Source organism: Actinomycetota bacterium (assembly GCA_035765775.1).
GTDB lineage: Bacteria > Actinomycetota > CADDZG01 > JAHWKV01 > JAOPZY01 > DASTWV01.
This window is the reverse complement of sequence record DASTWV010000027.1, coordinates 1-22,354: the sequence shown is the minus strand read 5'-3', so window position 1 is coordinate 22,354 and position 22,354 is coordinate 1. Positions and strand designations below refer to the sequence as shown.

The 22,354-nt window shown below is 72.7% G+C and carries 16 protein-coding genes and 1 pseudogene; 7 read left to right on the top strand and 10 right to left on the bottom strand.

The window, feature by feature from the left end:
- The 6 genes from VFW71_05845 to VFW71_05820 all read right to left on the bottom strand — a co-directional run.
- Positions 1-2,998, bottom strand: a 2,998-nt coding sequence (locus VFW71_05845) for an IPT/TIG domain-containing protein (protein HEU5002286.1), incomplete at its 3' end; no start/stop codon positions are given.
- A 234-nt stretch (positions 2,999-3,232) separates the two neighbouring features.
- Positions 3,233-3,751, bottom strand: a complete 519-nt coding sequence (locus tag VFW71_05840; protein ID HEU5002285.1) for a hypothetical protein — start codon at positions 3,749-3,751, stop codon at positions 3,233-3,235.
- Positions 3,752-3,767: 16 nt separating this feature from the next.
- On the bottom strand, positions 3,768-4,646 hold the full coding sequence (locus VFW71_05835) for a sigma-70 family RNA polymerase sigma factor (GenBank protein ID HEU5002284.1): 879 nt from the start codon (positions 4,644-4,646) through the stop codon (positions 3,768-3,770).
- Between the two features lie 210 nt (positions 4,647-4,856).
- Entirely contained in the window at positions 4,857-5,606 is a 750-nt protein-coding gene (cofE, locus tag VFW71_05830) for a coenzyme F420-0:L-glutamate ligase (protein HEU5002283.1), read from the bottom strand.
- Positions 5,603-6,535 (bottom strand): 2-phospho-L-lactate transferase, encoded by a 933-nt coding sequence (gene cofD / locus VFW71_05825; protein ID HEU5002282.1) that lies wholly within the window; start codon positions 6,533-6,535, stop codon positions 5,603-5,605. Before cofD ends, cofE begins: the two co-directional genes overlap by 4 nt.
- 217 nt (positions 6,536-6,752) lie before the next feature.
- Positions 6,753-8,789: a fibronectin type III domain-containing protein gene (locus VFW71_05820; protein ID HEU5002281.1), complete on the bottom strand. Its 2,037-nt coding sequence runs from the start codon at positions 8,787-8,789 to the stop codon at positions 6,753-6,755.
- Between the two features lie 186 nt (positions 8,790-8,975).
- Between VFW71_05820 and cofH the strand changes: the two genes are divergently transcribed.
- The 4 genes from cofH to VFW71_05800 all read left to right on the top strand — a co-directional run bounded on the left by cofH (position 8,976) and on the right by VFW71_05800 (position 13,623).
- Positions 8,976-11,354, top strand: a complete 2,379-nt coding sequence (gene cofH / locus VFW71_05815) for a 5-amino-6-(D-ribitylamino)uracil--L-tyrosine 4-hydroxyphenyl transferase CofH (protein HEU5002280.1) — start codon at positions 8,976-8,978, stop codon at positions 11,352-11,354.
- A 76-nt stretch (positions 11,355-11,430) separates the two neighbouring features.
- Positions 11,431-12,312, top strand: a complete 882-nt coding sequence (locus tag VFW71_05810) for an SGNH/GDSL hydrolase family protein (protein ID HEU5002279.1) — start codon at positions 11,431-11,433, stop codon at positions 12,310-12,312.
- Between the two features lie 226 nt (positions 12,313-12,538).
- Positions 12,539-13,135: an isoprenylcysteine carboxylmethyltransferase family protein gene (locus VFW71_05805; protein ID HEU5002278.1), complete on the top strand. Its 597-nt coding sequence runs from the start codon at positions 12,539-12,541 to the stop codon at positions 13,133-13,135.
- Positions 13,132-13,623, top strand: coding sequence for a MarR family transcriptional regulator (locus tag VFW71_05800; protein ID HEU5002277.1), 492 nt, complete (start codon positions 13,132-13,134; stop codon positions 13,621-13,623). Before VFW71_05805 ends, VFW71_05800 begins: the two co-directional genes overlap by 4 nt.
- 7 nt (positions 13,624-13,630) lie before the next feature.
- Here VFW71_05800 and VFW71_05795 read toward each other — a convergent pair whose 3' ends face one another.
- A complete protein-coding gene (locus VFW71_05795) occupies positions 13,631-14,407 on the bottom strand; it encodes a DUF5667 domain-containing protein (GenBank protein ID HEU5002276.1) in 777 nt (258 codons plus the stop codon).
- 37 nt (positions 14,408-14,444) lie between these two features.
- Positions 14,445-15,029, bottom strand: a complete 585-nt coding sequence (locus VFW71_05790; GenBank protein HEU5002275.1) for a sigma-70 family RNA polymerase sigma factor — start codon at positions 15,027-15,029, stop codon at positions 14,445-14,447.
- A gap of 164 nt (positions 15,030-15,193) precedes the next feature.
- Here VFW71_05790 and VFW71_05785 point away from each other — a divergent pair, with 164 nt between their 5' ends.
- From VFW71_05785 to VFW71_05775, 3 genes are all read left to right on the top strand, one after another.
- Positions 15,194-16,261, top strand: a complete 1,068-nt coding sequence (locus VFW71_05785; GenBank protein HEU5002274.1) for a hypothetical protein — start codon at positions 15,194-15,196, stop codon at positions 16,259-16,261.
- A gap of 63 nt (positions 16,262-16,324) precedes the next feature.
- On the top strand, positions 16,325-19,966 hold the full coding sequence (locus VFW71_05780; protein ID HEU5002273.1) for a glycosyltransferase: 3,642 nt from the start codon (positions 16,325-16,327) through the stop codon (positions 19,964-19,966).
- On the top strand, positions 19,966-21,345 hold the full coding sequence (locus VFW71_05775; GenBank protein ID HEU5002272.1) for a DUF5719 family protein: 1,380 nt from the start codon (positions 19,966-19,968) through the stop codon (positions 21,343-21,345). The genes VFW71_05780 and VFW71_05775 overlap by 1 nt, the downstream gene beginning before the upstream one ends.
- A gap of 251 nt (positions 21,346-21,596) precedes the next feature.
- Here VFW71_05775 and VFW71_05770 read toward each other — a convergent pair.
- Both VFW71_05770 and VFW71_05765 read right to left on the bottom strand, forming a co-directional pair.
- A pseudogene (locus tag VFW71_05770) lies at positions 21,597-22,022 on the bottom strand (Clp protease N-terminal domain-containing protein).
- The coding region (locus VFW71_05765; GenBank protein ID HEU5002271.1) for a hypothetical protein at positions 22,015-22,354 on the bottom strand (340 nt) is incomplete at its 5' end. The gene VFW71_05765 and the pseudogene VFW71_05770, both read right to left, overlap by 8 nt.

Genomic DNA, 22,354 nt, shown 5'->3' with positions numbered 1-22,354 from the left:
CCGTGAACGCCGCCGCCACCCCGCCGAAGGTCACCGACGTGGCCCCCGTCAGGTTGCTGCCGGAGATCGTCACCGCCGTCCCCCCGGCGGCCGGGCCGCTGGCCGGGCTGACGCTGCTGACCGATGGCGCCGGGATGTAGGCGTAGGCGGCGGCCTTGGACCCGGTCCCCCCCGGGGTGGTGACCGCGACGGCGACTGTTCCGCTCCCGGCCGGGGCCGTGGCAGTGATCTGGGTCGAAGTGCCGACGGTGAAGCTGGCAGCTGCCCCACCGAAGGTGACCGAGGAGGCCCCGGTGAAGTTGGCCCCGGTGATGGTGACCGCAGTCCCGCCGGCCGCCGGGCCCGATGCCGGTGACACCGACGACACGCTCGGGACCGGGGGCCCGCTGGGCGAGGAGGCTTTCACCAGCAGGGCGATCGAGGCGTAGGGCTGCGAGGCCGGGCTGGCCGACGGGGCGGTCGGGCCGATCGCCGACGACACCGGGAGGCAGTACACGACCTGGTTGTCACGGGCGTCGAACTGGTAGGTGCACCCCGAGGTTGAACCGCTCTGCAGGGACCCGTTCACGGCGAGGTACCCCCAGTAGAGCTCCTGGGTGGCGGACGGGGAGAGGGTCGGGTAGAGCAGCGTCGAGGCGGAGTTGCTGCCGCTGTCCACCTTCCCGGTTGTGTCCACCGACCAGGCCGTGGACGCGCCGGCCGAGGAGGAGAACTCCTGCTCGTCGAGCGAGTCGAGGGTGCTGGCCCCCGCATTCGGCCGGGTGAACGTGACGGTGATGGTCGCGGCGCCCGCCTGGGTCACCACCCCCCACCACAGCTCCTGGGCGTGGATGCCGTCGGCGGTGAAGTAGGAGGTGGCCCGGTTCCAGGTGGTCACCCCACCGCCGGTGACGGTGCTGGCCATGAAACTGGGTCCCGAGGTGAACTTGTCCTCGATCGCGAGCATGAGCACGTTGCCCACCGCGGACGGGCTGATCGACAGGGACGTGACCTCCCCGGCTTCCGACGACCCGGACGACTCGTGGCCAACCGCCGAGATGCTGGCTGGCGACGACCCGGACTGGTAGGCGAACTGGTCCGTGGAGACGGCCGCGCTGGTGCCCGCCGGCGTGGTCACCGTGACGTTGACGGTCCCCGAGCCCGCCGGGGAGGTGGCGGCGATCACGGTCCCGCTCCCGTTCTCGATCAGGCCCGTGGCGGGCGCGCCACCGAAGGACACCGCCGTGACCCCGGTGAAGTTCGAGCCGTTGATCGTCACGGTGGTCCCCCCGTCCGCGGGCCCGCTGGCCGGCGACACCGAGGTCACCACGGGCGGCGGCGGCCCGCTGAACGTGAAGGAGCCCGGGGCGGTGGCGTTCCCGCCCGGGGCGGCCACCGTGACCGAGACCGCCCCGGATCCGGCGGCGGTCGTGGCCGTCACCTGCGTGCCGGCGGCGTTGAACCCCGTGCTGGTGGCGGTGATGCCCCCGAAGGTGACCGCGGTCGTCCCGGCCAGGTTCGTCCCGTTGATGGTCACCATGGTGGCTCCGGTGCCCGGTCCGGACGTGGGCGAGAACGACGAGATGGTGGGCGGCGGGGGAGGCGTCAGGAGGTCGGTCATCGGGGACGCCGCGGCGTCGCCGGCCGCGATCGGGGCAAGGCCCCAGGCGGTTTCGGCGGTCTTCAGCATCGAGTAGTGGGTGTAGGGGACGGCGGTGGCGATGTGCCGGGCGGGGCCGCTGGGGATCACCAGGGCGGGGACATGGTTGGCGGTGCCTGTGGTGCTGTCGGTCGAGTCCTCGTCCCACACGATGAACAGCAGCGAGCTCTGCTGGGTGAAGGCGGCGGAGTTGAGGATCAGGGGGACGTTCTGCGAGAGCCAGGTGTCACCCTGGGCGACGGTGCCGTTGTGCATATCGTCATTGACGTTCGGCGTGATGAACGCGTAGTTCGGGGTGGTCGATGCCGAGGTCAGGTCGTCGGCGAGGGCCGAGTAGTTGACCACGTGGGAGGTGCACTCGGCTGTGCCCTGCAGGTTCGTGTAGTAGGTGAAGGGGTCGTGGTGGGCCAGGTACAGCCCGTCGGGAGAGTCGGTGAGTGAACACGGCGACGGCATCGACTCCTCGTAGGCCTTCCACGACAGCCCTGCGGGGTCGAGGCGGTTCGCCGCCAGGTTCGCCGCGCTGATCGGGCACCCTCCCGACCCGCTGGGCGGGCAGTCGTTGGTCGCCGCGGATGCGAAGTCGTCGCCCGAGGTCAGGCCGAGGTAGTTGCCCAGGCTGGGGTGCGTGACCGCCGAATAGCTCGTCCCCAGCCCGTGGCTGCTCGCCAGGCCGTTGAGGTACGGCGGCCCACTCGGGCCGATGATCCCGGCGTAGTCCTGGTTCTCCAACATGATCGTGAAGACGTGGTCGTAGGGCGTGTAGGTGAAGGTGCTGGCCGGGGTGGCGGGCGTCGCCCCGCTGCTGGTGGCCACCTGCACCACCGCCTGCCCCACGCTCCCCGGTGGGGCAATGGCCAGGATCGAGGTGGCGGACTGCACGGTCCAGCTGACCGCCGCAGCCGAGCCGAATCGCACGCCGGTCACCCCGGTGAGCCCGATGCCCGAGACGGTGACCACCGTGCCCCCGGCGGGGCCCCCGGTGTTCGGGTTCAGGCGGGTGACCGCCGGGCCGGCGGGGCCGATCGGGGTCACTGCGTTGGAGGGGAGGGAGGCCGGCCCCGTGCCGGCGAGGTTGGTGGCCGCCACCGTGAACGTGTAGGACGTCCCGTTCGTGAGCGACCCGACGCTGGTGGCCGTGACGGTACCGGCGACGGTGCTGGTGACGCCGCCGGGCAGGGTGGTGATGAGGTAGCTGGAGATCGCCGAGGACCCGGTCGAGGTGGGAGGTGCCCAGCGCACCGTCGCCGTGGTGTTGCCGGCGACCGCCTGGACGGACAGGGGTGCGCTGGGCGCGCTGGCGGGCGCGGCCGCGGCCCGGGTCAGGAGGGGTTGCTCGGCATTCAGGGCGGCCGCCACCAGCAGGAGGCAGAGGCCGATGGACGCCCAGGTAGCAGTACGTGAACGGAGTGCTGAGTGCTTCCCCAAGGCCCCCCCATGGGACACAAAATGGGACAGTTTTCTTCCAGCCAGCGCAACAAGATACTACAAAGGGCTCGATAGGGTAAGACCCGAACCCGTCAGGCCTCTTTGACGGTAGCTACAAACCCCTTTTTCTGAAGGCACGCTGAGAGCGTGGCCGACCGGGGTCGTTCAGCCGTCGACCGACAGCACGAACCCGCTGTCTGCGAGGTCCTCGAGGAGCTGGCCGGCGGGCGGCAGAGGAGCAGGCTCACGGTTCATCGCCCGCCACAGGGGCAAGGTCATGCCGAGCCCCCCGGGATCGCCGCTGGCCTGCACCGACGGCTCCCCCCAGCGGAGGTCCCCGCCCGCTGCCCGCACGTAGGGGTGCACGTGGACCTCGAGCCGTCCCCGGGCGAAGCAGGTGACCACCACGGCGTCTGGCGTTCGCTCCGGCCCGGCCGACATCGCCGGGTCGGCCACCCAGCACGCCTCGGCGCCCAGGGCGGCGGCCAGCATCCCGATGGCGGCGTAGGCGAAGGCGCGGGGCGGGATGCCGAGGTCGTTGTCGCCCGCGGCCACGAGGTCGGCGCACGCCGCGGTCCACCGCCGGGATCCCGCCGGGATGACGAAGACCGCCGGCGGGAGGCTCCCGCGGGCGAGCGCGGGTGTCACCTCCCGCAGGACGGCTGCGATCTCGGCGTCGCTCACGGGCGCCGAGCCTGACTTATGCCACCCGCAGCGACTCGATCTCGGCGTTGAGCGCCAGGTGCTCCAGGCCGGCGGACTCCAGCTGGCGCACCCGCTCATGGCTGACGCCCAGCATCTTGCCGATCTCCCGGAGGGTCACCGGGTCCCCGTCGAGGCCGAAGCGCAGCCGGATGACCTCCCGCTCCGCCTCGGGGAGGGTATTGAGCGCCTTGCGCACGCACTCCTCCTCCAGGCCGGTGTGCACCTGGTCCAGCAGGTCGGGGGCCTCCCAGGCCGCCAGCTCGCCGAGCTCGGTCTCGCCGCCCTCCTCGACCGGCTGGTCGAGGCTGGCCACGATGCGGGCGGTCTGGCGGAGGCGCTGGAGTTCGACCGTCGTCATCTGGGCGGCCTCGGCGATCTCATCGTCGGTCGGGTCACGGCCCAGCTCGGCGGTCAGCGACCGCTCCGCCGACCACGCCTTCCATTCCCGTTCGGCGAGGTGCACCGGGATGCGGATGGTGCGCGACTGCGTCTGGATGGCCCGGCCGATCGCCTGGCGGATCCACCAGGTGGCATAGGTCGAGAACTTGAAGCCCCGGCGCCAGTCGAACTTGTCCACGGCCCGGATCAGCCCGATGATGCCCTCCTGGACGAGGTCTCCGAGAGCCATCTGGCCCTGGTAGCGCTTGGCGATGGAGACCACCAGCCGGAGGTTGGAGGTGACCATCTGATCCTTGGCCTCCTGGTCGCCGGCCTCGATCCGCTGGGCGAGCTCGATCTCCTCGTCCTTGGTCAGCAAGGGATAGCGGCCGATTTCGTGGAGGAACTGGCCGACGCTGTCGGCCCCGGCCGGGGGCGGCCCGCCGGCGTCCTTCACCCGGCGACGCCGCGCCGCAGGGGTCTTCGTCTGGGTCATAGTCGTGTTCATACCCCATAGAACACAAAGGACTGTGGGGTTATTCCCCGGCGGAGAAATATTTGCGCGCGCAGTCGGGCAGGCCGCTCGGCAGGGCCGGGACCTGTGTTCCAGGGTACCTCGGGATTTCTCTTCCCCTGCCGGGGGCGGGCCCGCAGGCGCAGGAACCACAGTGAAGGCCGCGGTTGTACTCGCCCCCCAGCGCCTCCGCTAGCGGAACAGGTCGTCGGCCGCCGGGCGTACCAGGGACCGGGCGTTGCCCCGGCCCCGCGGGAAGCGCACGCCCCGGGCGACCGCCACCGGCACGCCGTCCGCCTTGCCCATCACCAGCTCGGCGGCCGAGGCGAGCTCGTCGGCGATGGCGATCATCGTCACCCGCAGCGGGACCCCGAAGTGGTCCACCGATCCCAGGTAGTCCACCACCGGCAGCATGCCGGCGACGCCGATGGCCACGTTGACCTGGCCGACCCGCCAGGCCCGCCCGAAGGTGTCGGAGATGATCACCGGCGGGGCGGCGCCGGTCAGGTGCTTGATCCTCGAACGGAGCCGGCGGGCGGAGCGGTCCGGGTCCTCGGGCAGCAGCGTGATGAGCCCGGGTTCCAGGTTGGAGGCGTCGATGCCGGCGTTGGCGCACACGAAGCCGTGGTGGGTCTCGGTGATGATCATGCCCGCCCGGCGCCGGACCACCCGGGCCGACTCGGCGGCGGCGATCGCCCGCCGGCCCTCGGCATCGTCGGGGGCCACCGCGCGGATGCGGCCCTCGGCCTTGGAGACGATCTTCTGGGTGACGATGAGGACGTCGTCGTCGCGCAGCTCGATGGCGCACGCTGCGAGGGCGTCGACGATGAGCGGGGCGAGGTCGGCCCCGGGCGCCACCTCCGGGATCCCGGTGACGGGCAGCAGCGTCACCGGGCTGGCGGCCGGGGTGTAGCTCGGCGTGTTCGGCGCCTCGCCGGTCACCCGAGCTCCAGGGCCAGGATCTCCTTGGCCAGGGCGGCGGCGATGTCCGGGGTCTCCATCACGGTCTCGGCGAGCACCGCCGTCATGCCCAGGGCCTCCACCCGGGGGGCCTCCCCGGGGTCCCGCCGGTCGAGGACGAAGGTCCCGCACAGGTCCCGGTAGAGCGACGCCACACCCGAAGCGCTGGCCTCGGCCCCCATCACCGGCAGCAGGCGGTCGGCGGGGCCCCGCAGGGCGGCGCCCTGGACGATGGGGGAGATGGCCACCACCCGGTCCCGCCGGCGCTGCAGGGCCTCACGGATGCCGGGTACGGCGAGGATCGGCCCGATGCTCACCACCGGGTTCGACGGGCAGATGACGATGCGCTCGGCGTCCTCCAGAGCCTCCAACACCCCGGGGGCGGGCACGGTGTTGTCGGCCCCTTCGAAGGTGACCGAGGCGACCTCCTCAGCGTGGTGATGGCGCACGAAGTAGTCCTGGAACTCCCGGCGTTCGCCCGCGGCGGTGACGAAGGTGGTGCGCAGCGCGCCGTCGGTGACCGGGAGGATGCGGGTAGCGACGCCCAGGCCGGACCGGATCCGCTCGGTGACCGCCGAGAGGAGCGAGCCCTCGGCCAGCCACTGGGTGCGGGCGAGGCAGGTGCCTAAGTCGGCGTCCCCGAGCCAGAACCAGGTGTCGACGCCGTAGCGGGCCATCTGGTCGAGCGCCCGGCGCTGGTCGCCGGCGATGCCCCAGCCCTTGGCCTCGTCCACGACGCCGGCCAGCGTGTAGGTGACGATGTCCAGGTCGGGGCTGACGTGCAGGCCGTGGAACCGGGCGTCGTCGCCGACATTGCCGATCACGGTCACCTCGGCGGGCGGGAGCGCGGCGGTGAGGCCACGCAGGAACTTGGCTGCGCCCACCCCTCCGGCCAGTGCGGTGACGCCCACGGCGGGCAGCCTAGTTGACCCGCCTCAGTCTTTTGTGCAGAGGCGGGACGGGCCAACGATGGGGCGGACGGGAACCGGGCACACGGCTGGGCGGGTAAGCCTGACGTGCGGCACGCCTCCGTTCGTGTACGTCTAACCGCGCATTATGCCATCAAACATGCACAAAAGAGCGCTGAGAGGTTTCCTATCCGGGCGATGACCGGAACGTCAGGCAGAGCTAGAGGACCGGGCTCACCGCCACGATCGGGGCCGCCGGTGGGGAGTCGCCCAGCGACCCGGCGAAGGCCAGGTTCGAGAAGGCGAAGATGCCGCCGTCCGAGGCCACCATCAGGTACCCGGTGCCGTAGTTGGCCATCCCGATCACCGGCTTGTTGAGGCGGGTGGCGCCCATCGAGCCCAGGAACGGGGGACCGAAGGCGAAGATCCCCCCGTCGGAGGCCACCAACCAGTACCCGGGGCCGGCCGGGTTCGGGGCCAGGCCGACGACCGGCTTGTTGAGGTGCTGGCCGCCCATCGATCCCTGGAAGACGGCATCGCCGAAGGAGAAGATGCCGCCGTCGGATCCCACCATGTAGTAGCCCTTGCCATCCGGCGCCGCCACGGACCCCAGAACCGGGCCGTTCAGCCGGATGCCGGTCATGTCGCCGAGGAAGGGGGCGTCGCCGTAGGCCACCGCCCGGCCCAGGTTCGTGAACAGCCAGTACCCCCTGCCGGTGGGGGTGGCGGAGAGGCTGGTGACTGACTCACCGGCGTTCAGTGCCGGCCCACCCCCGAGGTAGGCGGCATCGCCGTAGGCCCACACCTCGCCCCGGGTGTCGACCACCCAGTACCCGTTGCCATCGGGGGTGGACACGACATCGACTGCCTTGGCGCCGGCCGGGAGCGACGGGCTGCCGTCGTTGGCGGCGGCGCCGAAGGCGTATACCTGGCCGCTGGAGCCGAGCATCCAGTACCCCGGCCGGGGCGGCGGCGGCAGGGCCACGGCGGGCACCTGCGTGCTGAGGACCGAGGTCCCCACCGCGTTCAGGGCCCGCACCATGTAGTAGTAGGTCGTCCCGAGGCTCACGGAGGTGTCGGTGAAGCTGGTGGCCGACCCGGCGGTCGTGGCGATGACGGCGGCGCTGAACCCGGCGGTCGTGGAGCGCAGCACCTGGTAGGCGGTGATCGGGGCGCCGCCGTCGTCGGGGCCGAACCAGGAGACCTGGACCGCCGAGGGTTGCCCGCTGGCCAGGATGGCGGGCGGCGCCGCCGGGTTGGTCCTTCCCACCAGGGCGACCGTCTGCGGGCCGTTCGGCCCGGTCACCGTCAGGGTTGCCGCTGCGGCCCCGGTGGCGCCCGGCGAGAACCGCACCGCAATCGGGCAGGAGGCGCCGGCCGCGATGGTCCCGCACGAGGCGGGGGTGACGGTGAAGGTGGGGCTGGCCCCACCGGCCCCACCGGTCCCACCGGGCCCACCGGTCAGGGTCGGGACGACCGCCATGCTCTCGCCCGATGCGGTTGCGGTGACGACCGCCACGGTGGTGCCGCCCGCCGGGGCCGCCAAAGCCAGCGAGGAGCTCGACAGGCCGAGGGACAGGCTGAAGGCCTCCGAGCCCCACGTGAAGTAGGTGGTGTTGGTGGTGTCTCCGGCGGCGAACAGCTGGGCGAGCGAGCCCCCATCCGGGTCGCTGGTGGTGTCGCCCGCCCCCATGATCAGCTGGGGGACCGCCAGCAGGATGTTGTCCCGGTGGCCCCAGCACCCGCTCGGGTCGGCGGTCGTGCAGCTCAGGTTGCCCCCGCCTGGCCCGTCGGCGTACAGGAAGAGCTCATCGGCCAGGAGCGGGTTGGCGGTGCTCGCCCAGTTGCCCGCCTGCTCGGTGGCATGGCTGTCCAGCAGCGGGGGGTCGGTGTCGTTGAGCGCTCCTTGCTGGGCGTAGCCGTCCAGGACTGCGGACAGGCCGGTCGCCGGGGCCAGCCCCCGGTCCACCCGCTCCAGGTTGGTGACGACGAAGATCTGCTCATTGAGCGTGAGCGACACGTAGTTGAAGGGCAGCGCCATGGGTCCGACGCCCTCGGCGGCCCGGTCCCGGTTGATCTCCGGCAGGGCGGCGGAGACGCACGCCGGCGTCACGGGCACGCTCGAGCACGCCTGGGTCACGGCGCTGCCGATGGGCAAGTTGGCGGGCGGGTTGGCCGGGGGCAGCAGACCCACGGCCTGGGAAACCCCGGAGGTCAGCGTGACCATGAGCACGGCGGCGACGAGCGCAGTCGCCACCCTTCCCCCCAGAAACCGGCCCACCCCACGCCAATGATCGCACGGTTCGTCGTTTCCCGAGCGAGGCGTAGCAGTTGACAGTTGGGACATCGCTGTCGCCCCGGTCGCACCGGCCCCGCCGGCCCCCGCCGGCCCCCGCCGGCCCCCCGCGGGCGCACCGCCGCCCCGGTGGTAGGGTCCCCGCTCATGGGTGTGCCAGCCAGAAGCGACGCCCTGGGGTTCGCCCAGGCGCTCGCCCGGGACCCCCGGGACCCCGAGCTGCTGGGCGCCGCCGCCCGCCTCCGGGACGAGGGCTGGGGCAACGTGGTCACGTACTCCCCCAAGGTCTTCATCCCGCTCACGAAGCTCTGCCGGGACGTCTGCCACTACTGCACCTTCGCCCGGCCGCCGCTGGAGGGCCGGCGGGCGTACCTGTCGCTGGACGAGGTCCTGGCAATCGCCCGGGCGGGGGCGGCGGCCGGCTGCCGGGAGGCGCTGTTCACCTTGGGCGACAAGCCCGAGCTGCGCTACCGGGTGGCCCGCGACGAGCTGGCGGCGATGGGCTATGCCACGACCGTTGAGTATCTGGCGGCGGCGGCCCGAGCCGTCCTGGAGGACACCGGCCTGCTGCCGCACCTCAACCCGGGGATCCTGTCGGCTGCCGAGATCGGGGCGCTGCGGGACGTGGCCCCGTCGATGGGGATCATGCTGGAGACCGTCTCCGACCGGCTGTGCCAGCCCGGGCAGCCGCACCACGGGTCGCCCGACAAGCTGCCCGCCGCCCGCCTGGGGATGCTGGAGGAGGCCGGGCGCCAGCGGGTCCCCTTCACCACCGGGCTGCTCATCGGGATCGGCGAGACCTGGGAGGAGCGGGTGGACACCCTGCTGGCCATCCGGGAAGCCCACGAGCGCTGGGGCCACGTGCAGGAGGTCATCGTCCAGAACTTCCGGGCGAAGCCGGGCACGCCGATGGCGGATCATCCCGAGTTGCCCGACGAGGAGGTGGCGGCGTGCCTCGCCCTGGCGCGGCTGGTCCTGGGGGCGGCAATGAGCGTGCAGTGCCCGCCCAACCTGGCCTCGTCTCCCGCCACGCTGCGGGCCTACCTCGAGGCCGGGATCAATGACTGGGGTGGCGTCTCGCCCGTGACCATCGACCACGTCAATCCCGAGGCGCCCTGGCCCGAGATCGCCGCCCTGCGAGCGGTCACCGAGAGGGCGGGGTTTGTGCTGGTGCCCCGGTTGACCGTCTACCCGGCGTACGCCTTCGACGCCTCCTGGGTGGCCAAGCCGGTCCGCCCCAAGGTGCTGGCCGCGACCGACGCCGCCGGGATGGTGCGGGAGCCGGGCTGGCACGCCGGCGACGTCGAGCCTCCCGGGGCGGTGCTGCCCGGGCTCACCGTGCCGCTGTCGTCGTGGTCCGGGTCCTCGTCGGTGCGCCTGCGGCCGGCCTTCGCCCGGTGCCTGGCCGGCGCCCAGGCGGGAGCCGAGCTGAGCGAGGACGACATTGTGCTGCTCCTGTCCGCCCGCGGACCGGAGACCGAGGTCCTCGCCCGGGCCGCCGACGCCCTCCGGCGGGAGGCGTCGGGCGACACCGTGACCTTCGTGGTCAACCGCAACATCAACTACACCAACATGTGCTACTTCCGGTGCGGGTTCTGCGCCTTCTCCAAGGGACCGAAGTCGCTGAACCTGCGGGGCGATCCCTACCTCCTGTCGCTGGCGGACATCGCCGCCCGCACGCTGGAGGCCCACGAGCGGGGCGCCACCGAGGTCTGCCTGCAGGGCGGCATCCATCCCGAGTTCACCGGCGACTTCTACCTGCAGGTGGTGCGGGCGGTGAAACAGGCGGTGCCGTCGATGCACGTGCACGCCTTCAGCCCGCTGGAGGTGTGGCAGGGCGCCCACACCAAAGGCGTCTCGCTCCGGGACTTCCTGTGGGAGCTGAAGGACCTCGGCCTGGGATCGCTGCCCGGGACCGCCGCCGAGATCCTGGACGACGAGGTGCGGGCGGTGATCTGCCCGGACAAGGTCACCACCGCCCAGTGGTCCGAGGTGGCCCGCACGGCGCACAGCCTCGGCCTGCCGATGACCTCCACGATCATGTTCGGCCACGTCGAGAGCTACCGGGCGTGGGCCCGCCACCTGGGCGTGCTGCGGTCGATCCAGAAGGAGAGCCTGGCTCTGGGCGACACCGGCTTCACCGAGTTCGTGCCGCTGCCCTTCGTCCACATGGCCTCGCCGATCTACCTGAAGGGCAAGGCCCGCCAGGGTCCGACCTTCGAGGAGGCGATCAAGCTGCACGCGGTCGCCCGCCTCGCCCTCCATCCCTGGATCACCAACATCCAGGTGTCCTGGGTGAAGATGGGCCAGCGGGGCTCGCAGATCGCCCTGCAGTCCGGGTGCAACGACCTGGGCGGCACGCTGATGAACGAGAACATCTCCCGGGCGGCGGGGGCCGCCCACGGCCAGGAGCTGGTGCCGGCGGAGATGAAGGGCCTGATCGGTGGGATCGGCCGCCCGTGGGCCCGGCGCAGCACCCTGTACCGGATCCTGGAGACCCCGGAGCCCGTGCTGGCGTCCGGGTAGGGGCCGCGTGCGCGGGAGTGGGCCGGACAGTTGCTTGCGGCACCACGCCCGAATCCCTCCGGGGTACCCTTGCGGGATGCGGCCGCGTCTGGGGACGCCAGTCGTCCTCCTCGGAGCGCTCCTGTTCCTCACCTGGGGCGTGGCCCTGCCCCCGGCCGCCTCGGCACAGGCGCCCGGGGCCGCCTACGTCGCCCTGGGTGACTCGTTCACCGCAGGCCCGGTGATCCCGGCCCAGCTGGACGCCCACTGCCAGCGTTCGTCGGTCAACTACCCGCATCTGGTGGCCGCCGCCCTCCACCTGGCCCTCAACGACGTGAGCTGCGCCGGCGCCAAGACCGCCTCGCTCACCGGCTCGCAGTCGGTCGGGCCGGGGCACAGCGACGTGCGCCCGCCGCAACTGGACGCGCTCGGTCCCGCCACCAGGCTGGTCACCATCGGTATCGGGGGCAACGACGTCGGCTACTCCGATGTGGTCGTCACCTGCACGATCTTCTCGATCCTCGGGCTGCTGGCCTCGCCGTGCACCAACCACTACACCGACGGGGGGACCGACCAGCTGGCCGCCGCGGTGGCGGCCGCCGGGCCGCGGGTCGGCGCTGTCCTGGCGGCCGTGCACCGCCGCTCGCCGAAGGCCAGGGTCCTCCTGGTCGGCTACCCGGACATTGCCCCGCCGGCCGGCACCGGATGCTGGCCGATGCTGCCCTTCGCCCCCAAGGACCTGCCCTACCTGCGGGGCGTCGAGGTGGGCCTGAACGCCATGCTGGCCAGCGAGGCGGCCCAGCACCGGGCGACCTTCGTCGACACCTACACTCCCAGCGTCGGCCACGACGCCTGCACCACGGCAGGCGTCAAGTGGGTGGAGGGTCTGATCCCCCTGGGACCGGCCGCGCCCTTCCACCCCGACGCCGCCGGGGAGCAGCACATGGCGGCGGCGGTCCTGGCCGCCTCGCATCGGTAGAGAGCTTCTGGTCACAGCCCCCGGCACTGGTCGCAGACCGCGTGCGCGAACTGGTCCGGCATCCCATCGTCTGTAGGGGCCGGCGCGTTGCCAGAGCAGGACAGGGCGTCTTGGAATTGCCGGCCCGGGACCAAGCGCGGCCCGGCCCTGGCGGACTCCTGCCTCCGGTGGTAGCATGTCGTATGCGATGTATCGCACAGGATGTGTCGTAGGCGAAGGGTAAGCCATGGACCGGGTGACAACGGTGGTGGTCTCGGCCTGCTGGGTGGTGGTTGCCGTGGTGTGGATCGCGGGTGCCGTCTACGGCGCCGCCAAGGGCCCGGCCGTGCGCAGCCGGGGGCACGGTTCCCTGCCCTGGATCCTGGCCGCCGCCGGGATCTGGCTGGTGGTGTTCCCCCACGGGGGGCGGGGCTTCGACCAGCGCCTCGCGGTCCACGACCTCGGCCTGCAGGCGCCCGGGATCGCCGTGGTGCTCACCGCGACGGCCTTCACGCTGTGGGCGCGGGCGGCACTCGGGACGATGTGGTCCTGGGCGCCGGTCACCAAAGAAGGGCATCAACTCCGCACCACCGGGCCCTACGCGATCACCCGGCACCCGATCTACACCGGGCTGATCGGCATGCTGGCCGGCACCGCCCTGGCCCAGGGCAGCCTGCTGTGGGGGGTGCTGGTCCTGGCGGTGGTGGTGGGCCTGTACGGGAAGATCAGAGAGGAGGAGCGACTGATGGCCAACCAGTTCCCAGCCGACTACCCGGACTACCGCCGCCGGGTGCCGCAGCTCGTGCCCGGGCTCAAGGCTCTGCACGGGGGGCACGCCCGATGAGCCCCGCAGGGAAGGGCAAGAAGTCCAAACGGGAGGCCGAGGCGCTGGCCGTCGCCGAGGGCCTCAAGGCGATCAACCAGCACCTGCGCAAAGAGGCGTTCGCCGCGGCGGCGGCGCTGCCCACCCCACTGACGCCGCAGCAGATGCTGGCCCTGCGGGTGCTGGTGCGCCACGACCGGGAGCATCCGGACGCGCCCGGCATGGCCCTGGGCGAACTGGCCGCCGGGATGGGCTCGGGGCACAGCACCGTGTCGGGGATCGTGGACCGGCTGGAGCGGGCCGGGATCGTCACCCGGGCGGTCCGGCAGGACGACCGGCGCTACGCCCGCATCGAGCTGGCCCCCGAGGTCCTGCCCTTTGTGAAAAATGAGCTGCCCGCCCGCCGGGCGGGACCCCTGGCCGCCGTGGCGGAGAAGGCCAAGGAGGGCGAGTGGGCCGACGTGGTGCGTGGCGTCACAGTGCTGAAACGCCTCCTGAACATCGAGTAAGCGAGCATCACGTAGGCGGCGCCACCCCGGCGGCCTGCGCCACGCGGCGGGCGAGGCGGACGGTGCCCGCCCGCGCCCGCAGCAGTTGGCGGCACGCAGCCGTGCGCGGGTGGAGGCCGCACCCCGAGGACTGGGCGAGGGCGCTCAGCTTCCGGGCGTGGTCGGCCAGCATGCGGATCACGCTGCGCAGCAGGGCGGCCGGTGCCTTCCCGCTCGCCTGCAGCCCGCTGATCGCAGCATCGACCTGGTTCTGCTCCGAGGCGAGCCGGGTGGCGACCCCCGGAACCTGGCCGGTCCGCCCCCGCGCCACCAGCGTGGTCATCTCGGCGATGCGCTCCTCGGCGAACTTGAGGCGCAACGCCACCTTCTTCTGTGGGTTGCGCTGGAAGGCCAGCTCGACGTTCTCGGTGGCCAGCTTGATCGAGTACAGGGCCTGGCCGGGCTGGGCATTGGCCGCCAGCGCAGCGCTCGCCGGTGCCCCGACCACGATCAGGGCGGCCAGCACGGCAGCGACGGCCACCAGCCGGCGCCGGAGGCGGCGGGGCCTGACCGCGGCGCCCTGCCGCCCGGCAACGGCCTGCGGTCCGGCCAGCCGGGCGGCCTCGTCCATCAGCACGCGTTGGTGGCGGGCCCGGGTCTGGGGCGACGGCTCGGTGGCTACGGCTGCCCGGACCGCCCCGGCCAGGCCGGCCAGGCCGCTCATGGCGGTGGTGCCCGGGGTCCCGGCCAACAGGGCGTCGAGGGCCTGGTCGAGGGCCTGGTCGAGGGCGTCTTCGGGGCTCATGGCCATGACAGCGCTCCGGGCCGGCTGGGGGATACGGTCATCCGTCGTCTTCCTCGGGCTCCGCCAGCACCTTGGCCAGCGTGGCGAGGGCCCGGTGCTGCAGCGCCTTCACGGCGCCCGTTGTCTTGTGGACCACCCCGGCGATCTCGGCCGACGTCAGCCCGCCCGAGAAGCGCAGCAGCAGCACCTCGCGCTGGTCGGGCGACAGGGTGGCGACCGCGGCCAGCACCCGGTCCCGGTCCAGATGGCCGAGGGCGACGTCGCCCGGGTCGTCCACCGGCTGCGCTCGGGAGAGATCGGCCTCCAGGGTTTCGTCGAGCGGGTCGCTGCGCGCCCGGCGCTGGCGGCGGACATGGTCGATCAGGTTGTTGCGGGCGATGCGGAACAGCCAGGAGCGGAAGTCGTCCACGCCCCCGGCGAAGCGGTCCGCCGAGCGCAGGGCCTCCAGGAAGGTTTCGGACAGGAGGTCCTCGGCGGTGGCGACGTCGCCGCGCAGCTGGTGGACCAGGAAGCCAAGAAGCGGGCCGGAGAACCGGTCGTACAACTCGGCCCAGGCCTGTGGATCCCGCCGGACGGCTGCCGCGATGAGGACCGGGTCGGGCGGCGGGGATGGCGGCCGCATGCCCGGATCAGGCAGCGCTCAGGGAATGATCAGCCATCCGGCCTTGTGACCTGAGAGAATGGACGGTGGCAGGTCAATTGTGAGGTCGATCAGGTTGGGCCACCATCGCTACTGAGCACGATAGCGCGGGCATCCCGGGCATCCCGGACCGTAGCCGGTCCCGGATGGATGACCTGCTGCAGTCGGCCATCGAGGAGCAGGAACGGGAGCAGGCCGCGTTCATGCGCATCCTGCAGTCCTCCCGGGATGCCCTGGCCGCGACCCGGATGGAGCTGGACGCCCTGCGGGGAGTCATCGAGGGCCGGGACGAACGCCTAGTTGAGCTGCTGGAGGAGCGGTTCACCGAGCGGTTCACCGAGCGGGGCGAGTACGGCGGCTACGGCGAGTTCCGCCAAGCGACCGACGCCCTGGTGGCCGAGCAGGCCGCATTCAAGCGCAGCCTGACGGTCAAGCTGGAGTCGATCGCTGGATCGCTCGAGTCGCTCGGCTTCCGGATGCAGGAGACGACGCAGGCCCTGACCGAGCGTGTCGGGGCGGTCGAGCGGGGCCTCACCGAGACGATCAGCGTTCTCAAGGGCGAGATGATGATCGCCGGGCGGCGCCACGAAGAGCTCAAGGACCTAATGGACGGGCGCCTCCGCGAGGTCGCCGACGGGATCGAGGTCCGCCAGCAGGAGGTCGCCGACGCCATCATGGCCGCCCTGGACCCAGTGGCCCGCATCATGCAGCTGGTGCAGGGCCGGATGGCCCGGGCGGCGTCGGATCTGGCCGTGGCCCAGAGCACCCTGTTCACCCGGCTTGCCGAGCGGGAGGAGCGCCTGGAGCACCAGCGCGACGCCATCCTCGCCGAGTTGCTCGAGGAGTTCGCCGGCGGCCTCCGGGCGCGGGACCGGGCCCGCATCGGCTCCCACCTGCAGGACGCCGACGAGCAACGCAAGCGGCGCCGTGACCTCGGCCGGGGACCCACCGTCGAGGGCAAGGAGTCCATCCCGGCCGAGCCGATCACCATGGCTCCCAGCCTCAGCAACCCCTACGCGGCAGCTGCCCCCGCCCTGCCCGCCGCCCGCGTGCCGGCCGCCACCGGGGAGCCGCTCGCCAACGCGGGGTCCCGCCCGGCGGATCCGGCCCCGACTGCAGCCCCCATGGGCGTGGTCACCTACCCCAGCCGCCCGCCCGAGCCCACCGAACCCGAACGCGCCTGGAGGCGGCGCGGCAACAAGCCCGCTCTATAATCTCGCCATCCTGGTCTCTGTCCGTAGCCGCCGCGTTCCACCTCCGGCTCTTCTTGTCTCTCCGTGAGCGAGTCTGACGCGCCCGACTCGATCGCCTGGCCGCGCGTCCTGGCGGTCGTCGTAACCCACAACGGCAGGCGTTGGCTTCCCGGGTGCCTCAAGTCGCTGGCGATGCAGACCTACCCGGCCATCGAGGTCATCGTGGTCGACTGCGCCTCCGACGACCCCGAGGGCGTGCGCCGGCTGGTGGGCCGCCTCCTGTCGGGGGCGTCGATCCTGCGCCTGGAGCGCAACGTGGGCTTCGGGGCGGCGGCGAACCGAGCGCTGGAGTTGTCGCCCGATGCCCGCTCGGCCGACTACTACCTCTTCGTGCACGACGACGCCGCCCTGGACCCGGACTGCGTCGGCCTGCTGGTGGCCGCCGCGCTCGAGACCAACGCCGGGGTGGTGGGCGGCAAGGGCCTGTCTTGGGATGAGCCCGAGGTGCTCCTCGAGGTCGGCATGTCGGCCGACGAGTTCGGCTACCCGGTCTCCGGCCTGGAGGAGGGTGAGATCGACCAGAGCCAGCACGACACCCGCCGTGAGGTGCTCTTCGTCACCAGCGCCTGCATCCTGGTCAGCCGGGCGGCCGTCGAGCGCTGCGGTTCCTGGGACGGCGAGTACTTCCTGTTCGGCGAGGACCTCGACCTCTGCATGCGGGCCAGGCTGTGCGGGTTTCCCGTGGTGGTCACGCCCGCGGCCCGCTTCTACCACGCCGTGGCGATGGCCACCGGCCGCCGGGAGGGGGCGCCGAACGAGTCGGTGCGCTACTTCACCCGGCGCAACCGGCTGCGGACGATCGCCAAGAACGCCTCCGCCACCCGGGTGCTCATCCTCATCGCCCTCTACACCGGGCTCCTGGGTGCGGAGGTCGTGCTGCTGGCTGGCCTCCGGCGCTTCAACGAGATCCCGCCCTACCTGCGGGCCTACGGCTGGTTCACCCGCTCGCTGCCCGATGTCGCCCGTCGGCGCCGGGCGGTGCAGCGCCGCCGGACGGTCCCCGACCGCCGGGTCCGCCGCTACATGGTGCGGGACGTCGCCCGCGCCCGGATCTTCCTCGAACGCCGCCTCGTGCAGTGGGGCGTCGGCACGATGCGCCTCGGCCAGAAGACGTTCGCCGCGTTCACGCCCTCGGCCCTTGCCGGCCGGGTCTCCCGGTGGAGTCGCTCACCCGCGGTAGGGGTCTCGGCGGTCATCGCTGTGGTGCTGCTGCTGGCGGGCCGCCATCTGCTGCTCGGGTCGACGGTGGGGGCCGGGTCGCTGTGGCCGTTCCCGGCCTCGCCGCACCGCCTGTTCAGCGACTACTTCGCCTCCTGGCGCGACGTCGGGCTCGGCACCGGCGGCGCGCCGCCCCCGTCGCTGCCCATCCTGTGGCTGGTGGACGTCGTCGCCTTCGGCCACGCCGGCGTGGCGCAGAAGTTCCTGGTGGCGGCACTGCTCGGGGCCGGGCTGGCGGGCATGTTCCGGTTCATGCGCCGCCGGACGGTCAACGTCGGCGGGCAGATCCTGGCGGTCGCGGTCTACGCCCTGGCCCCGGTGCTGCGGCTGGCGGTCACGACAGGAGACCTGGGCGCCCTCGGCCTGTACGCCCTGGCCCCGTACCTGGTCGAGTGCGGCTTCCGCATGCTGGGGCCGGTGCCCGGTTCCGCCCCGGGGCCGACGCCCGGCTCGCATGCCCCCCGGCCCGCCGTGGCGCTGACGGCCGACGACCTGACCCGGTCGGCAATCCGGCTGGGGCTGCTCAGCGCGCTCTGCCTCGCCCTGGCCCCCAGCGCCCTGGTGGCCCTGGTTGCGCTGTGGCTGGTGGCGGGAATCCTCACCGGCGCGGAGCGGGCCTCGGACGCCGCCGGCCGGCGGCTGTGGTGGGTGCTGGCCTCGCTCCTCGCTGCCGTGGCGGTGCTGGTGCCGTGGTCGGTCCCCGCGCTCGGGCGCTCGGGCGCGATCCTCGGCCCGCTGTTCGCCGGAGCGGGCGGCGGCCCGGCGTACCGGTCCCTGTGGCGGACCTTCTCGTTCAGCCACCTCACCTTGCTGGCTCCCGGCGTCACCCTGTTCGCCGGTGTGGCCACGGTGGCGGCGCTGGCGGGCGCGCTCCTGCTGGCGTCGACCTCCCGGCGCCGCGAGGCCCGGATGCTGGCGGCGGTGGTGATCGGGTTCACCTGGTGGGCGGGGCTGGCCGCCAAGGGATGGCTGCCCGCTCCGGCGGCGACGCCCGGGCTCTGGCTGGTGCTCCCGCTGTTCGGCCTGGCGGTGTGCGCCGGCTACATGGCCGCGGCGGTGGCGGAGGACATCCCCCGGCGGGTGGCGGGCTGGCGCCAGGTGGTGGCGGCAGTGTCGGTCGGCGTGCTGGGGATCGGCCTGGCAGGCGGCTGGGCGCCCACCCTGTTGTCCTGGCCGGCGCCCCCGGCCAGCCCGGTGTCCGGGACCGGCTCCTCGGCCGCGGCTCTCGCCGCCCTGCAGGGAGCCGCCTCGGGAGCGCCCGATTTCCGAGTCCTGTGGGTGGGCTCGGCGTTTGTCGACCCCGTGCGGGGCGGGGGTGCCGGTTCGACGGCGGTGGGCGATGTCCCCTACCTCGTGACCGGGGCCGACGGTCTTAGCATGCTCGACGCCTCGCCCCCGTCCGGCGGTGCCGGGGCGATGTGGCTGCGCGGGGCGGTCGATGACCTCCTGACCGGGCGGACCCACCTGGCGGGCCATCTCCTGGCGACCGCAGCCATCCGCTACCTCGTGGTGCTGCGTGACGATTTGGCCACGGCGGCGGTGGTTGCCCGCCAGCAGGACATGGGCCTGGTCCAGGAGCTGTCCGACATCGACCTGTACCAGATCATGGATGTGCTGCCGGTCGCAGGCGACGCGCCCCCATCCCTGGGAGCTGCGACCGGGTCCGGGGCGCAGCCGGTCCTGCAGGCGCAATGGGCGTCGCCCCCCGCCTTCCGGCACGTGGCGGGGGAATCCTTTGCCGGGACGGCGGCCGCTCCCTCGCCGGTGCTGCTGGCCGAGCCGTTCAACGCCGGGTGGCGTGCCACGGTGGCCGGCAAGGCCCTGGCCCACTCCGAGGCGTTCGGCTGGGCCAACGCCTTCGCCGTGCCGGCCGGGGTCACCGGTACCGTGCAGGTTGACTACCGCCACGAGTGGCACCGCGTGGGCTGGGTCCTCCTCGAGGCCGCCCTCCTGCTGCTGGCGTTGGCGATGGCCACCGTCGGCCACGTGACCCGGCCCGGCGGGCACTCGGAAGGGGTCCGGCCCGGGGCGCGCCGGCCGACGCCCGGCCCGCTGGCAGGCATCGCCGCCCCAAGCGCCCGACCACCGGCCCGGATCCCGATCCCGCCGCCGGGGCGCAGTCCCGTGCCCGGACGGACGACACCATTGCCCGGCCGGACGACCCCGCTGCCGGGGCGGACGACCCCGCCTCCCGACCGGCCGTCTAGGGGGACGACCCCGCCTCCCGACCGGCCGTCTGGAGGGACGACCCCGCCTCCCGACCGGCCGTCTGGAGGGACGACACCGCTTCCGGGCCGCACCACGCCGCTTCCGGGCCGTACCCCGCCCCCGCCAGGGAGGTCTCCGCTTCCCGGGCGCACCACCCCCCCGCCGGGGAGGTCCTCGCCGCCGGGCCGGAACACGCCGCCTCCCGGCCGGAACACGCCGCCTCCGGGTGGGACCGCCTGATGCGCCGGGGCGAGATCGCCGCGGCTGTCGTGGCCGTCCTGCTGGTGCTCGCGGGCCTCGTCTTGAACGCGGCCGTTCCCTCGCACCATCCGGCGGCGGCCCGGATTCCCGCGGCGGCCACGCCGCTGTCCACCGCCTGGTACTGCCCGGTCCCGACCACGCAGAACCTCGGGTCCACGGCGTGGACGGCCAACCTCGGCAGCGGCGCGCTCCACCTCCGGGCGACCGGCTTCGGCACGGGCAGCGGAGCGGCCACCACCGAGGATCTGGCCTCCGGGCTGGCGACGAACCAGGTGGCCCCCTCGCCCGCCCCGGCACCAGCAGTCGTCGAGGGATTCGGGCAGTCGAACGCCAGCTTCCTCACCGTCGTCGGTTCCACCACGGGCGGGACGGCAGCGCCGTGCTCGTCGCAGCCCGGCAGGCACTGGCTCTTCGCCACCGCCAGCACCGCTCCCGGATACGACACCTATATCTATGTCGCCAACCCGTTCCCCGAGCAGGCCGGGGTCACGGTGCGGGTCCTCAGCCCCAACGGCGATCTGGTGCCCGCCGGGCTGGACAACTTCCCGATCCCGCCGTCGTCGCAGACCACCATCTATCTGGCCGACTACTACCCGGAGACCCCCTCGTTCGGCCTCGATATCACCGCCACCCGGGGTCGGTTGGTGGTAGACCGGCTCATGCGGGTCAATACGGCGGCGGCCCGGGGCCTGAACATGTCGCTCGGGGTGACCGCCCCGCAGCTGCAGTGGATCTTCCCCGGTGGGCAGACGCCGGCGCAGGGCGAGGAAGACCTGGTGGTGGCCAACCCGAGCAACCACGAGGCTCTGGTGAACGAGTCCTTCCAGACCGTGGACGGCTCCGCCCCGGCCGGGCAGCAGAACGTCTCGGTGCCCGCCGGCAGCCAGGTCACCCTGAAGCTCTCCGACGAGGTCCCGGCGGGCACGCAGCACTCCACGATCCTCTCGGTGAGCAACGGGGTCCCGGTGGTTGCCGACCGGGTGACCATCGACGGCGGCTCGGCGAAGGGCTACGAGTCCGTGCAGGGCGCCACCGGGGCCGGAACCTCGTGGTGGGTGCCAGCTGGGGCGCCCACGGGCGGCACCGACATCCTGGGGGTGGTCAACACCTCGGCGGTGACCGCCACCGTCGGGGTCTCGGTGGTGACGGCGTCCGCCACCAGCAATCCGCCGGACCTGGCATCGCTGCAGGTGGCCGGAGGGCTGCGGGCGACCTTCGACCTGACCCCCTACCTCAACGGGCAGCCGGCAGTCCTGCTGGTGCGGGCGTCCTCGGGACAGATCGCCGTCGAGAACGATGTGCAGCTCCCCTCCACGTACCGAAACACGATCGAGTCGGTGGGCCTGCCCGGCGGTTAGCCGCCTCCGTCGTCCTCCGCCGGCAGCTGGTCGTCGGGGAGGAGGCCCAGCGTGTAGCCGCAGCGCCCGCAGTACATCGCCAGCACCCGCCGGGGCCGCCCGCCCGCGCCGGGCACGCTGAAGGCGGCGGACTTGGCGAGGCCGACCAGCGGTGAGTAGCAGCGGGGGCAGGTCGGCTCGGCCGCCGCGGGGGCCCGGCCGGTGACCGGCGCTACGGGCATGAACTGCTCCGACCCTTCGTCCAGCGGGCCCAGGAGCTGGAGCACCCGCTCGCGGGCGGTGCCGAGGTCCGCGCCCAGCTTGGTAAGCGCCTGCGCGGCGACGCCCTCGCCCTCCCGGATCAGGGCCAGCAAGAGATGCTCGGGCCCGATGTACTTGTGACCGAGGAGCATCGACTCCCGCAGGGAGAGCTCGAGCACCTTCTTCGCCCGGGGCGTGAACGGGATGTGGGCATCGTTCGACCCCGCTCCGGCGCCGATCATCGCCACTACCTGGTCCCGGACCGCCGTCGGGGTGATGCCCATCGTGCCCAGGGCCTTGCTGGCCACGCCGTCTTCGACGGCGATGAGTCCCAGGAGGATGTGCTCAGTCCCGATGTAGTTGTGGCCGAGGAGGCGGGCCTCCTCCTGGGCGAGGACCACGACCCGCCGGGCACGATCCGTGAAGCGCTCAAACACCCCCGAAGTTACGACATCCCGAGCGCCTCCCGGACCTGGGCACGACCTTCTCGGGGTGGAACACGAGGTCGTCCCAGGTGATGTGGAGCACCCGCCAGCCCAACAGCATCAACACGTTGCTCCGCGCCAGGTGCTGGCGCCACTTCTTCCTTCCCCAGTGGTACCGGTAGCCGTCGAACTCGATGGCGAGGTTCAGCTCCGGGTAGCTGAGATCCACCCGGTAGGTCCTGCCGTCCCGGGCCAGGGTGAACTGGCGCACCGGCGGGGGCAGCCCGGCGGCGATCATGAGGCGCTCCAGGAGGACCTCGGGCGTGCTCTCGGCCGCCGCCTGG

Coding starts and splice junctions, on each gene's coding strand:
- VFW71_05835 (HEU5002284.1), bottom strand. CDS start 4,646: ATGACCCAGACGAAGACCCCTGCGGCGCGGCGTCGCCGGGTGAAGGAC.
- cofH (HEU5002280.1), top strand. CDS start 8,976: ATGGGTGTGCCAGCCAGAAGCGACGCCCTGGGGTTCGCCCAGGCGCTC.
- VFW71_05810 (HEU5002279.1), top strand. CDS start 11,431: ATGCGGCCGCGTCTGGGGACGCCAGTCGTCCTCCTCGGAGCGCTCCTG.
- VFW71_05805 (HEU5002278.1), top strand. CDS start 12,539: ATGGACCGGGTGACAACGGTGGTGGTCTCGGCCTGCTGGGTGGTGGTT.
- VFW71_05800 (HEU5002277.1), top strand. CDS start 13,132: ATGAGCCCCGCAGGGAAGGGCAAGAAGTCCAAACGGGAGGCCGAGGCG.
- VFW71_05795 (HEU5002276.1), bottom strand. CDS start 14,407: ATGAGCCCCGAAGACGCCCTCGACCAGGCCCTCGACCAGGCCCTCGAC.
- VFW71_05790 (HEU5002275.1), bottom strand. CDS start 15,029: ATGCGGCCGCCATCCCCGCCGCCCGACCCGGTCCTCATCGCGGCAGCC.
- VFW71_05785 (HEU5002274.1), top strand. CDS start 15,194: ATGGATGACCTGCTGCAGTCGGCCATCGAGGAGCAGGAACGGGAGCAG.
- VFW71_05775 (HEU5002272.1), top strand. CDS start 19,966: ATGCGCCGGGGCGAGATCGCCGCGGCTGTCGTGGCCGTCCTGCTGGTG.